Source organism: Sorangium sp. So ce590, from assembly GCF_051521365.1.
Taxonomy (GTDB): domain Bacteria; phylum Myxococcota_A; class Polyangia; order Polyangiales; family Polyangiaceae; genus Sorangium.
On record NZ_CP150346.1, the window covers coordinates 998391 to 1010958 of the forward strand.

General features: G+C 71.3%; 9 protein-coding genes. 2 read left to right on the top strand and 7 right to left on the bottom strand.

Features of this window, described 5'->3' with window-relative positions:
• Positions 1 to 76 precede the first annotated feature (76 nt).
• Positions 77 to 2254 (bottom strand): excinuclease ABC subunit UvrB, encoded by a 2178-nt coding sequence (gene uvrB / locus WMF28_RS03780; RefSeq protein ID WP_437600668.1) that lies wholly within the window; start codon positions 2252 to 2254, stop codon positions 77 to 79.
• A gap of 596 nt (positions 2255 to 2850) precedes the next feature.
• On the opposite strand from uvrB, the gene rsgA reads away from it, so the two are divergent.
• Positions 2851 to 3963 (top strand): ribosome small subunit-dependent GTPase A, encoded by a 1113-nt coding sequence (gene rsgA, locus WMF28_RS03785; protein WP_437600669.1) that lies wholly within the window; start codon positions 2851 to 2853, stop codon positions 3961 to 3963.
• A 126-nt stretch (positions 3964 to 4089) separates the two neighbouring features.
• On the opposite strand, the gene WMF28_RS03790 is transcribed toward rsgA, so the two are convergent.
• From WMF28_RS03790 to WMF28_RS03815, 6 genes are all read right to left on the bottom strand, one after another.
• On the bottom strand, positions 4090 to 6036 hold the full coding sequence (locus tag WMF28_RS03790; protein ID WP_437600670.1) for a sigma 54-interacting transcriptional regulator: 1947 nt from the start codon (positions 6034 to 6036) through the stop codon (positions 4090 to 4092).
• A 225-nt stretch (positions 6037 to 6261) separates the two neighbouring features.
• Positions 6262 to 8016 (bottom strand): hypothetical protein, encoded by a 1755-nt coding sequence (locus WMF28_RS03795; RefSeq protein ID WP_437600671.1) that lies wholly within the window; start codon positions 8014 to 8016, stop codon positions 6262 to 6264.
• A gap of 222 nt (positions 8017 to 8238) precedes the next feature.
• Positions 8239 to 9081, bottom strand: coding sequence for an SDR family oxidoreductase (locus WMF28_RS03800; protein WP_437600672.1), 843 nt, complete (start codon positions 9079 to 9081; stop codon positions 8239 to 8241).
• An 89-nt stretch (positions 9082 to 9170) separates the two neighbouring features.
• Positions 9171 to 10319, bottom strand: a complete 1149-nt coding sequence (locus WMF28_RS03805; protein ID WP_437600673.1) for an NAD(P)/FAD-dependent oxidoreductase — start codon at positions 10317 to 10319, stop codon at positions 9171 to 9173.
• A 6-nt stretch (positions 10320 to 10325) separates the two neighbouring features.
• Complete coding sequence (locus WMF28_RS03810; protein ID WP_437600674.1) at positions 10326 to 11162, bottom strand: 3'(2'),5'-bisphosphate nucleotidase CysQ family protein; 837 nt, start codon at positions 11160 to 11162, stop codon at positions 10326 to 10328.
• Positions 11159 to 12109, bottom strand: a complete 951-nt coding sequence (locus tag WMF28_RS03815; protein WP_437600675.1) for an aldo/keto reductase — start codon at positions 12107 to 12109, stop codon at positions 11159 to 11161. Before WMF28_RS03815 ends, WMF28_RS03810 begins: the two co-directional genes overlap by 4 nt.
• Before the next feature lie 86 nt (positions 12110 to 12195).
• On the opposite strand from WMF28_RS03815, the gene WMF28_RS03820 reads away from it, so the two are divergent.
• On the top strand, positions 12196 to 12420 hold the full coding sequence (locus WMF28_RS03820; protein WP_437600676.1) for a hypothetical protein: 225 nt from the start codon (positions 12196 to 12198) through the stop codon (positions 12418 to 12420).
• Positions 12421 to 12568: the final 148 nt, after the last annotated feature.

Genomic DNA, 12568 nt, shown 5'->3' on the forward strand with positions numbered 1-12568 from the left:
GGCAGGGGAGGGCGCCTGTGCCGGATCACCCCCCTTTCCCCCGCGCGCGCTGCCCCCTCCCTTGCGGGCTCCGTCGCTATCTGTAGCGCCCGCCCCCGCGCCCCGCCGCCGCCCGCCCGCCGCCCTTGCCGCCGGCCGCCGCCCGCGCGCCGCCGTTGGCGGCCGCGCCACCCTTGCCGCTCGCGCCCCGCCGGCTCGCCGTCCGCCCGGAGCGCGCCGGCTTCGCCTCGGCCACCTCGCGCGCGGCGCCGGCCTCCCCGTCGCCCTGCTGGGCCTTGAGCTGGCGGAGCTGATCGCGCAGCCGCGCCGCCTTCTCGAACTCGAGGTTCTCCGCCGCCGCGAACATCTCCTGCCGGATCGCGTCGATCTGGTCGACCACGTCCATCGCGGCGCGCGCCGCGTCGGCCGCGTGCTTCGCCGGGCCCTTCGACACGGCGTAGTAGTCGCGCGTGCCCGAGGTGGGCGACAGGTCGAGGATCGCCTTCTTGACCGTGGCCGGCGTGATGCCGTGCTCCTTGTTGTACGCCTCCTGGATCGCGCGCCGCCGGGTCGTCTCGTCGATCGCGCGCTTCATCGCGTCGGTGATGCGATCGGCGTACATGATGACCTCGCCGTTCACGTTGCGGGCGGCGCGGCCGATCGTCTGGATGAGCGAGCGCGGGCTCCGGAGGAAGCCCTCCTTGTCGGCGTCGAGGATGGCGACCAGCGACACCTCGGGCAGATCGAGCCCCTCGCGCAGCAGGTTGATGCCGACCAGCACGTCGAACTCGCCGCGCCGGAGATCGCGGAGGATCTCGACGCGCTGGAGCGTGTCGATGTCCGAGTGGAGGTAACGGACCCGGATGCCGAGCTCCGTGTAGTACTCGGTGAGATCCTCGGCCATCCGCTTTGTCAGCGTCGTGACGAGCACGCGATCGCCGCGGGCCACCCGCTCCCGGATGCGCGCGAGCAGGTCGTCGACCTGCCCGCCCACCGGCTGGATGCGGATCTGCGGATCGATGAGCCCGGTCGGCCGGATGATCTGCTCGACCACCGAGCCGGCCGACTTCTGGAGCTCGTAGTCGCCGGGCGTCGCGCTCACGAACAGGACCTGCGCGTAGTGCTGCTCGAACTCCTCGAACTTGAGCGGCCGGTTGTCGAGCGCGCTCGGGAGCCGGAACCCGTACTCGACGAGCGTCTCCTTCCGCGCCCGATCGCCCCGGAACATCGCCCCGACCTGCGGGACCGTCTGGTGCGACTCGTCGATGATGAGGAGGAAATCCTTCGGGAAATAGTCGATCAACGTGGGCGGGGGCTCGCCGGGCTTCCGGCCCGAGAGGTGGCGCGAGTAGTTCTCGATGCCATTGCAGAACCCCATCTGCTCCAGCATCTCGAGATCGTACATCGTGCGCTGCTCGATCCGCTGCTTCTCGAGGAAGCGCACGGCCCTGTCGTAGTGGTCGATGCGCTCGCGCAGCTCCTCGCGGATCGCGTGGATCGCGAGCCGGAGCTGCTGCTGCTCGGTGACGTAGTGGGAGCCGGGGAAGACCGCGTAGCGATCGAGCTGGCCCACCACCTTGCCCCGGACGGGGTCGACCTCCTTGATCGCCTCGATCTCGTCGCCGAAGAACTCGACCCGGATCGCGAGCGACTCCTCGTAGGCGGGGAAGATCTCGACCACGTCCCCGCGGACGCGGAACGTGCCACGGTGGAAATCGACGTCGTTGCGCGTGTACTGGATGTCGACGAGCCGCCGCAGCAGCTCGTCGCGGCGGATCTCGGTGCCGCGCTCGAGCTTGATCAGGAGCCCGTGGTAGCTCTCGGCCGAGCCGATGCCGTAGATGCAGCTCACCGAGGCGACGATGATCACGTCCGGCCGCGAGAGCAGCGCGTGCGTCGCCGCGTGACGCATGCGGTCGATCGCGTCGTTGATGATGGCGTCCTTCTCGATGAAGGTGTCGCTCGTCGGGACGTACGCCTCAGGCTGGTAGTAGTCGTAGTAGCTGACGAAATAGTGGACGGCGTTGTTGGGGAAGAGCTCCCTCATCTCACCGTAGAGCTGGGCCGCCAGCGTCTTGTTCGGCGCCATGATGAGGGTCGGCTTCTGCAGCTTCTCGATCACCTTGGCCGCGGTGAACGTCTTGCCGCTGCCCGTGACGCCGAGGAGGACCTGGAAGGCCTCGCCCTGCTCGAAAGCGGAGCAGATCTCCTGCAGCGCGCGAGGCTGGTCACCGCACGGCTTGAATTCGGAGACGAGCTCGAAGGGTGTGGGCATGGAGCGGAGGACCCTAGTGCGGCGAGCCCCTCCTCGCAACCTCCCCCGCGGCCAGGGCAGACGGCCGGGGCGTCCTGCCCTGCCTGGCCCTTCCAGAGCGGCGAGGGCCGGTTCTCGTCGGTTCTCGTCGGTTCTCGTCCGCTTCTCGTCGGTTCTCGTCCGCTTCTCGTCGGTTCTCGGAGGCGCTTGACGGCGGCGCGGCGCTGGCGGATTCTAGGCGCTGCCGCGTCGTTGTGACGTGAGCCGAACACGGAGGTTAGGTCATGAGTGGGAATACGCAGCACACCCATTGCGCCGCCGCCGTCGTCTCCGCCGCGGCCAGCTGAGCTCGTCTCCACGCCTTCGCTCCGGCGCGCGCGTGCCCTGATCGGCGCGCGTCCGTCCTGCGCTGCGCGCGCCTCGCAGGGCGTCCGCCCTGGCCGGGCGCGCCCTCCGGCGTGACGTCCTGATCGGTCGACGAGCTCCGCACCGCGGCGGCCCCGCGCGTGGAATGGCCGGCGCGGGCGCGTCCTCGCGCGCCGCCGCGCCCTGTCCGTCGATCGCCGCGCGCCGCAGCCAGCGCCGCGCGGCCGAACGCCATGGAGCGCTCGTCCGTCATGCAAATCGACTCCGATTCTCTCGTTGATCCGTCTTCTCAGAACGAACCGCGACCCGATCTGATCGGGCTCGGATGGACTCCCTTCTTCGCGAGCCAGCTCGCCTGTCTGGAGGACGCCGTGCAGCCCGCGCGCGTCATCCTCGCCTCCGCCTCGAGGCACCACGTGCAGACCGCGGACGGCCCGCGCCTCGCGGTCATCAGCGGGCGCCTCGCGCACGAGGCCGCGGACCGCGCGGCGCTCCCCACCGTCGGCGACTGGGTGGGGCTCAGGCCCGGCGACGGCGCCGGGCCCGCGTACATCGTGCACACGTTCGCGCGGAGCACGTGCCTGCGCCGCAAGGCCGCGGGGCCCACGGTGGAGGCCCAGGTGCTCGCGGCCAACGTCGACAAGGTGCTCATCGTCACGTCGCTGAACGCCGACTTCAACCTGCGCCGCCTGGAACGGTACATCGAGGCCGTCCTCGACAGCGGCGCTCGCCCGGTGCTCGTGCTCAACAAGGCAGATGTCTGCCCCGATCCGGGGCGGTTCGTCGACGCCGCGCGGGAGGTCGCGCCCACGGCGCCGGTCGCGCTGGTCAGCGCCCTGTCCGGCGCCGGCCTCGACGCGCTCCGCGCCGAGATCGGGGCAGGGGAGACCCTCGCCCTGGTCGGCTCGTCCGGCGTGGGGAAGTCCGCGCTCAGCAATCGCCTGCTCGGCGCCGAGATCCAGCTCGAGGGGGAGATCCGGGCGTCGGACGAGCGCGGCCGCCACACGACCGCCCACCGGGAGCTGTTCCTGATCCCGGGCGGCGGCCTCCTCATCGACACGCCGGGTGTGCGGGAGCTCGGCCTCTGGTCCTCGGATGGGGCGGGTCCGGCAGGCTTCGACGACGTCGAGGCCCGCGCCGCCACCTGCCGCTTCCGGGACTGCGCCCATGACGGCGAGCCCGGGTGCGCGGTGCGCCGCGCCATCGAGGACGGCGAGCTCGACCCGGAGCGCCTGGGCGCGTACCTCAAGCTCGGGGCGGAGCGACGCTACCTCGCCCGGCAGCAGGACGTGCGCGCGAGGGTCGAGGAAAAGCGGCGCTGGAAGCAGATCTCGAAGCGAATGCGCGCCAATCCGAAGCAATAGAGCGATAGAGCGATAGAGCGACAGAGCGATAGAGCGATTGAGCGATTCGTCGCTGCGCCGCGCGGAGGGGGCGGGCCCTCGGGAGCAGCCTCCCGAGGGCTCCCCCGCGTCGTGGCGCCCTCGCCGTCAGATCCCGTACTGCCGGAGCTTCTTGTGGAGCCCTTCTCGCGTGATCCCGAGCGATTTCGCCGCGTTGGTCTTGTTGTTGTTGTGCCCGCGCAGCGCTTCCAGGAGGAAGAACTTCTCGACCGCGTCCATCATCTCCTTGAGCGACCCCTTGGGCGTCCCCGCCCGCGCCACGAGCCCCTCGACCTGCCGGATCCGCGGCGTCAGCAGCTCCGGCGTCGCGAACGCCCCCGGCTCCAGCTGGATGACGAGCCGCTGCACCTCGTTCTGGAGCTCCCGGACGTTGCCCGGCCAGTCGTACGCGACCATGAGCTCCAGGGTCTGCTGGCTGAACCCGCCGCACGGCTTGCCGATCTCGTCCGCGTAGCGCTCCAGGAAGTGCGCCGCGAGCAGCTGGATGTCGTCGCGCCGCTCGCGCAGCGGCGGCAGGCGGATCGGGAACACCTTGAGCCGGTAGTAGAGATCCTCGCGGAATCGCCCCTTGGCCACCTCGTCCTCGAGGTTCCGGTTCGTCGCCGCGACGATGCGCACGTTGACGTGCTTCGGGCTCGTCGCCCCCACGGCGCGGATCTCGCCCTCCTGGAGCGCCCGGAGGAGCTTCGACTGGAGCGACAGCGGGGTCTCGGTGATCTCGTCGAGGAAGAGCGTGCCCCCGTCGGCGATCTCGAACAGGCCCTTCTTCTCCTCGGTCGCGCCCGTGAACGACCCCTTCTTGTGGCCGAAGAGCTCGCTCTCCAGGAGGCTCTCGGCCAGCGCAGCGCAGTTCTGCGCGACGAAGAGCTTGTCGCGGCGGCGGGAGCGGTAGTGCACGGCGGCGGCGATGAGCTCCTTGCCCGTGCCCGTCTCGCCCTCGATCAGCACCGTGACGCGCGTGTCGACCACCTTGTCGAGCTGGCCGATGACCTTGCGCATCGCGTCGCTGGTGCCGATGATGTCGACCGCGCTCCCGCCCCCGCCCCGGCGCTTCTCCTCGCGCCCCTTGAGGAAGCTGTTCTCCTTCTGGAGCCGCTCCTCCGCGAGCACGAGCCGCTTGATGAGCCGGGCGTTCGCCACCGCGAGCGACGCGTTCGCCGCCAGCACGAGGAGCGTCTCCAGATCGCCCGCGTTCAGCATCCCGGGCGCGCTCCGGTTGTCGGCCTGGAGCACGCCGATGATCTCCTCGCCCTTCCAGAGCGGCACCGCCAGGGTGCTGCGGATCGAGGCGCCCATCAGCGACTCGGTCTGCCCGACCTCGATCGGCGCGTCGGCGGCCAGCACGGCCGCGCGCTCCTTGATCACCTTCCGGTACACGCTGCGCGTGATCGGCACCGGCCCCGCCGGCGGCGCCCCGCCGCCCGACGCGGAGCGGACGCGCGTCAGCACCGGGACGAACACCGCCGGCGCCGCGCCCGCCTCCTGGTCGTCGTCGCGGAGCACCACCGTGACGTGCGTCGCGCTCGGCACCAGCGCGAGCACCGCGTCGGCGATCTCGGCGAGCACCTGGTCGAGATCGTTCGCGGCGCCGATGCGCTTCTGCGCCGCGTACATGGCCGAGAGCGCGCTCGGATCGCGCTCGATCTTCGCCTCGGCAGGCTCGATCTCGTCGAGGCGCCGGATCGAGACGACCCGCGTCTCGTCGGCCTCTTCCGGGATCTTCACCACCATCCGGGTGACCGCGTCGCCCGAGCCGAGCTCGATGACGTCCCCCGTCTGGAGGGCGACCGCGCTGCGACCGGGGCCGAGCTCCAGCCGCTCGCCCCGCCGCGTCACGCTCGTCCCGTTCGTGGAGCGCAGGTCCTCGAGGATCACCCCGTCGGCGCCGCTCACGATGCGCGCGTGCGCCCCGGAGATGTGGCGATCGTCGAGCACGACCCGGTTGTCCGGCGAGCGCCCGAGCGTGATCAGCTCGCCCTGGAGCTCGAAGGCGCGCCCGGCAGCGAGACCCTGGGTTACCTCGAGCACGATCATGGTTCTTTCAGCCAGGAAGGCCCCGTGAGAGGGCCCGGAGTAAACCGTCAAGACGGAGGAGACGCCAGGAAAAATCGGGATCCAGGCGCTCCGGCGAAACATCGCCCCCGGAGGGCGCCGGGAAAAGAAAATGTGTAAATTAGTTCTGGATCTTACGCTTGTGCGCCTGCGCGCTTGCCCCGTCCCGGGAGCTGGCCGCGGGACGGGGCGCGTGGCGCTGCGGGCTTACTGGGCGCGGGCGGTCAGGCGGTAGATGACCGTCTTGAAGGGCGCGTTGCCGGAGATCTTCTCGGGATCCCTCGAGGCCTCGCCCTCGTCGACGATCTTCTGCAGCTTGCTCGCGACGTCGGCGTCGCCCTTCGGCGAGAGCGCGTCGATGACCGAGACCGACACGAAGCGCACGGCCGCGTTCGAGGCCTTCGGCAGCGCGTCGATGATCTGCTGCCGGACGTCGGGGGAGCCGAGGACGCCCGTCATGTAGGCGGCCTTGATCCCCGTGAACTGGGTCTCCTTGGTCTGCGCCGCCGGGTCGCCGAGCTTCCCGATGTAACACTCGACCTTGGCGCCGCAGGCCCCGAGCAGCTCCTTCGCGAGCTTGATCTCCTTCTCCATCGACTTGCCGACCGTGCCGCCGCCGCTCGTGCGGGTGTTCGCGAGCCGATCGACGTCGGCGACCTGGTCGGGCTTCATCAGCTTGAGCGCCGTCTGCAGCGACACGTCGCGGATCTGCGCGACGTCGTCCTCCTCGCCGCGCGCCTCGAGCCCGGTCTTCACGATCCACGGCACGAGGCTCGCGTCGAAGAAGTTGCTCGCCGCCTCGGCGAGCATGACCCGCGCGTTGAGGCCGGCCGGCGGCATCTCGAGGCCCGCGGGCGTCTTCTCGTAGGCCGCCTGGAAGGCGGCGAGGGTCTCCGGCGTCCTGGGCACCTTGGTGAGCTCGCGCGCGATGATGGCGCGCGGCACGTCCTCGGCCTTCGCGAGCACGGCGAGCAGCGGCTGCACCGACTCCTGCCGGCCGATCGTCGCCAGGACGAGCGCGGCCGCCGCCACGTGGGCGGTCTCCGCCGCCTTCTTCTGCTCCGCGCTCGCCTTGTCGCCGGCGCCCTTCAGGTTCTCGATCTTCGAGTACTCGATGAGCTCCTTCTGCTCGCCCTGGAGCAGCGCGATCGCCGGCTGGATCGCGGGCTTGCCGATCTTCGTGAGCGCGAGGATCGCGGTCGTGGCGGCGTCCGCCTTGAGCGGCGACAGCACGATCTTGAGCAGCGGCACCACCGCCTTCTCGCTGCGCTGCCAGCCGAGCAGCTCCGCCGCGGTGATCTGCCAGAACAGCTCGTTCCGCATCGTGGCGACGTCCTTGGGATCGTTGATCGGACGCCCGAGCATCGTGATGAGCCCGTCCTCCCACGACTTGCTGTTGATATCGATCATCGCGTCGTGCACGTCGCGCGAGATGCTGGAGCCCTTCGCCTTGCCGTGCTGGAGCTTCGTGAAGACGGCCATGAGCGGCTCGGCGGCCTTCTCCGACTTCATCGCCCCGAGGCCGCGCACGGCCCAGCGGACGTCCTCCTCGGTCGACTCGGGCTTGTAGTCCTTGAGCGCCTTGATGAGGCAGGCGTCGCCGCGCGGGTCGCGCGTGTCGGAGATGAACTTGATGAGCTTCGAGTTCGTGCGCTCGTCGAGGTCGCCGGCCACGCATCGCTGCGTCATCGGCTCGATGATCTTGTCGAGCAGCGGCTTCACGGTCGGGCCGCTCCGGTCCTTGTTGTCGCGCGTCATCGCGTCTTCGAAGAACTGGACGAGCCGGTTGACCGAGGGGGTAACCGTCGCGGGGTCGTCGAGTCGCTTGACGTGCGTCTCGGGGTCGTTCTCGTCTGCGCAACCGGCGACGATCCCTACGGAGAGCGCCATCGACGACGCGGTGGCGGCCCCCAGGAGGAGCGAGCGAAGGAGCGGCAGGATGCTGCGTGCTGAGCGGGACATGGTGTTTCCTCCGGGACCTCGGTGATGCTGCCGGCCTGACCTCGCCGTCGCGCGGCGCGCGCTGCAGGAGAGGGGGTCAGCGGCTAGCCTTCGTTAGCCTGAGGGGACGAAAGCGGACAAAAACAGCGCGCGGCAGGGGGCGCAGCCCCCCTTCGGCCACGACGTGGCGCCGCTCCGCCATGGAAACGGCGGTGCCGAAACTATTCGGGGCCAGAGATCGTGTCAACGCGAGCGCGGCGCGGACACCAGCCGGCGGATCGCCGTCGCGAACAGCCGGTCGGGGATGACACGGCGCAGCGCGACGAGCGCCCGTGCGTCCCGGCCGATGAGGGTCCGGAACGGCGGCGAGGGGGCCTCGATGAGGCGGAGGATCGCCGCCGCGACCGGGGCGGGCGGCGGGGCCTTGGCGGCGTCCTGGAGGACGAGCTGCTCGATCGTCCTGGTCATGGCCGCGTAGGGGCCTTCGGGCGAGATGTGGGCGCCGCGACGCTGGTTCTCGTAGAAAATTTCGGTCTTGAAGGTGCCGGGCTCGACGAGGCAGACGTGGACGCCGAACGGGGCGACCTCCCAGCGCAGCGCCTCGCTGAAGCCCTCGACGGCGTGCTTCGTGGCCGCGTAGATGCTCACGCCGGGGAGGCCGACGAGCCCGGAGACGCTCGAGACGTTGATGACGCGGCCGCGCCCGGCGCCGCGCATCGCCGGGAGGACGGCGCGCGTCGTGGCCATGAGGCCGAAGACGTTTGTCTCGAACTGCGTGCGGACGTCGTCGTCCGCCTGCTCCTCGAAGGCGCCGCCGACCGCGATGCCGGCGTTGTTGACGAGGGCGTAGACGGGGCCGTGCTTCCGGAGGATCTCGCGGACCCGGTCGGGGGCGCTCGGCGAAGCGACGTCGAGCGGCTCGACCTCGAGCGAGGCGCCCCGCGCGGCGGCCGCGGCGAGGAGGGCGCCGGCCTTCTCGGGGCGGCGCATCGTGGCGATGACCCGATGGCCCGCGGCCGCGCACGCGACCGCGGTGGCGAGGCCGATGCCGCTCGAGGATCCGGTGACGAGGACGAGGTGACCCATGGGGAAGGGGGGCGAGTCTAGGCGAAGCGCGGGGCGGGGAGGGCGGGCGAAAGGGCGCGGGCGGCGTCCTCGGCCTCCCCGCGCGAGGCTCAGCCGATGATCATCGCCTCGCTGAGGAGCCGGCCTTCCTTGAAGCGGCGGAGGTTCCAGCGATCGAACAGGGGGAGGGCGGTGCCCTCGGCGATGTGCTGGGCGATGAGCTTGCCCATGACCGGCGCGATCATGAAGCCGTGACCCATGAACCCGGAGGCCTGATAGAAGTGCTCCACCTCGTCGACCCCGCCCACGATGGGGTTCTGATCGGGGGTGAGGTCGTAACAGCCGGCCCACTGCCGCAGCACCTTCACGCTGCCGAGGACGGGGCACGCCGTGACGAGCGCCCGCGCATACAGCGCGAGGAACTTGTGGCTCGACCCCATGTCGAGGCCCTCGGGGACGTCCTCGTTGGAGATGCCGCCGACGATCTCGCCGCGCATCGACTGGGAAAAATAGAGGCCGTTCGAGAGGTCGGCGACGAGCGGGCCGAGCCAGGGCTTGAGCGGCTCGGTCGAGCAGATCTCGTGGCGGTGCGGGTGGTTCGGCAGCTCCACCCCGAGCAGGCGCGCGATCTCCGGGCTCCACGCGCCGGCGGCGTTGACAACCCGGTGCGTCCGGATCTCGCCGCGGTCGGTGACCACGGCGTCGATCCGCGCGCCCTGCGTGCGGAAACCGAGGACGTTCGTGAAGGTGGCGATGTCGACGCCGAGCTTCCGGGCGCGCTCGGCGTAGCCCCAGACGAACGGCCAGGGGAAGACGACGCCGTCGTCGGGGTTGTAGCTCGCCGCGACGACGCCCTCGGTCGAGAGCTCCGGCACGATCGCGCGCGCCTCGTTGGCGGTGAGCATCCGCGTCCCGAGGCCGCACGCGTTCTGCACGGCGACGCTCTTCTCGAGCGTCCGGCGGCCGGCCTCGCTGCGCACGAGGAAGAGGTAGCCGCCCTGCCGGAACCAGATGTTGATCTTCATCTCGCGGGCGAAATCCCGGCAGATGCGGATGCTCTCCTGCATGAGCCGGATGTTCCCCTCGCTCGAGAACTGCGCCCGGACCCCGCCGCCGTTGCGGCCGCTGGCGCCGCCGCAGAGGTAGCTCCGGTCGACGACGACGACGTCCGTGATGCCGTGGTGCCGCGCGAGGTTGTAGGCGATCGCGAGGCCCATGATCCCCGCGCCGACGATGACGATCTCCGCCTGCGCCCGCATGGCGCCTCAGCCGAGCTCCGCCCTCGCCGCGTCGACGACGGCGTCCTGGAGGGCGCCGTTCGAGGCGATGATGCCGCGCGCGAGCTTGAGCCCGGGGCCGGTGTAGTCGATGGGCGCGCCGGTGAGGTCGGTGAAGCGGCCGCCGGCGCCGCGGAGGACGGCCTCGGGCGCGCAGCTGTCCCAGAGCTTGGCGCCGCCGCCGCCATGCACGTAGAGGTCGACCTCGCCCGTCGCGATCCGGGCGATCTTCACGCCGACCGAGCCGCACGGGACGACCTTCGAGATGCCGAGCCGCGAGAGGAGCGGCTCGATCTCCTTCGGCCGGTGCGACCGCGAGACGATGAGCGTGGCGTCGGCCGGCGAGGCCACCGGCGAGACCTGGAGCGGGCGGCGGCTGCCGTCCCTCGCCTCCAGGAAGGCGAAGCCCCCGCCGTCGCCGGCGCGGCCGGCCAGCGCCTCGCCGGTCGTGGGCATCACCACGACGCCGAGCGCCGCGCGGCCGGAGACCGCGAGCCCGATCATGACGGCGAACTCGCCGTTCCTGTCCGCGAACTCGCGCGTGCCGTCGAGCGGGTCGACGAAGAACACCCGCTCCCGCCCGAAGCGCGCGGCGAGCTCCTCGGCGGCCGGGACGCTCTCCTCGGCGAGGATCGCCTCGCCGGGGAACGCGGCCTCGAGCGCGCCGCAGATGAGCGCGTTCGCCTCGCGATCGGCGCGCGTCACCGGATCGCCCGGGCCCTTCATCTCCACGATGAACGGCGTCGCGTACACGTCCATCACGATCGCCGCCGCCGCGCGCGCGATGCGGACGATCTCGTCGAGCTCCCTGTCGCTCTGGCTCATCCTGCTCCCCCCTCGATCCCCGCCTGCTTGAGGCGCTCGGCGAGCTCCATGAGCGCCGTGCCGCGGAGGTAGGGTGGCATGCCGGCCTCGCGGACGAGCTGGTCGAGCTGGGCGACCGAGCGGGGGCCGAGCACCGCCGACGAGACGAGGTTGTTCGAGAGGACGAAGCGGAGCGCCGCCGAGCGGAGCGAGACGACGGCGCCCGAGACAAGCGGCCGGAGCGCGTCGAGCTGGCGGAGGCGGGTCCTGAACTCGTCGCGGGTCCACCGATTGACGCGGTGATCGTCGGCGTAGAACTCGCGATCGGCGCTCCACTGGCCGGCGAGCAGCCCGTGCGCGAGCACCGAGCGGGCGAGGACGCCGGCGCCGCTCTCGGAGACGTCGCCGGCGACCTCGTGGAGGTCGCCGGGGAGGAAGGCGTTGTAGGCGATCTCGATGACGTCGGCCTCGTCGCGCAGCGCGGAGCGGGCGACGTCCGCAGAGCCGGCGCTCACGCCGAAGGCGCGGATCTTCCCGGCCTGCTTGAGCTCCTTCAGGAAGGCGAGGGGCTCCTTGTCGCGCATCGCGGCCACGGTGGGGTTGTGGAGCAGGACGACGTCGACGACGTCGCGGGCGAGCCGCTCCTGGGACCGCTCGAACGCGGTGCGGAGGTAGGCCGGGTCGAAGCGCTTCGTCGGCGGGAGGCCGTCGAGATCGGTGCCGATCTTCGTGACAACGAACGTCGTGCCGGCGCCCTGGAGCCGCTTGCCGAGGAGGCGCTCCATGTCGCCGCGGCCGTAGACGTCGGCGGTGTCGAAGAGGTCGATGCCGACGGCGATCGCGCGGTCGATGACGCGATCGACCTCGACCTGGGAGACCGGGCCGTAGCCGTCGCTGGAGAGGCCCCAGGTGCCCAGGGCGAGCTCCGAGACCTGCAGGGTTGTCTTGCCGAGGGGGCGTTTCCTCACGGGCGGCGATCTACACCAGCGCGGGAAGGGCGCCACGAAATAGGCAGCCGCGCGAGGAACAGCCCCAGGAGGAGCCAGAGCGGGCCGTGGCCGGCATCCCTCGCGGCGCTGCCGGCGGCATCGTCGAGCAGGCAGCCGCCGGCGATGCAGACCCCGCCGGGGCACGGAGAACTCTCGGCTTGCTGCCCTCGACGCAGGCGCCGTTCGGCGCCTCGCAGACCGCGAGCCTGCAGGTGCTCGGATCGGGCTGGGGGCACAGGAACGGGTCGCTGCCGACGCACCGCCCCGCCTGGCAGGTCATGGCATCCTGAGCGCGCGCCGCGATCGGCGCGCCGCGCGGCCAGCTCACGCCCGTCGGTCCGGACGTCGAGGTCGAGCCCGCGCTCCGGTCCGTCAGCGACGACGGTCGCCCCCACCTGGCCGCCACCGGCGCTGCCGGCGTCTCCGTCGTCTTCTCCC

Bases quoted from the DNA above. Each gene is read 5' to 3' on its own strand.
- WMF28_RS03790 (WP_437600670.1), bottom strand. From the start codon at position 6,036: ATGATCGTGCTCGAGGTAACCCAGGGTCTCGCTGCCGGGCGCGCCTTC.
- WMF28_RS03800 (WP_437600672.1), bottom strand. From the start codon at position 9,081: ATGGGTCACCTCGTCCTCGTCACCGGATCCTCGAGCGGCATCGGCCTC.
- WMF28_RS03795 (WP_437600671.1), bottom strand. From the start codon at position 8,016: ATGTCCCGCTCAGCACGCAGCATCCTGCCGCTCCTTCGCTCGCTCCTC.
- WMF28_RS03805 (WP_437600673.1), bottom strand. From the start codon at position 10,319: ATGCGGGCGCAGGCGGAGATCGTCATCGTCGGCGCGGGGATCATGGGC.
- WMF28_RS03810 (WP_437600674.1), bottom strand. From the start codon at position 11,162: ATGAGCCAGAGCGACAGGGAGCTCGACGAGATCGTCCGCATCGCGCGC.
- uvrB (WP_437600668.1), bottom strand. From the start codon at position 2,254: ATGCCCACACCCTTCGAGCTCGTCTCCGAATTCAAGCCGTGCGGTGAC.
- rsgA (WP_437600669.1), top strand. From the start codon at position 2,851: ATGCAAATCGACTCCGATTCTCTCGTTGATCCGTCTTCTCAGAACGAA.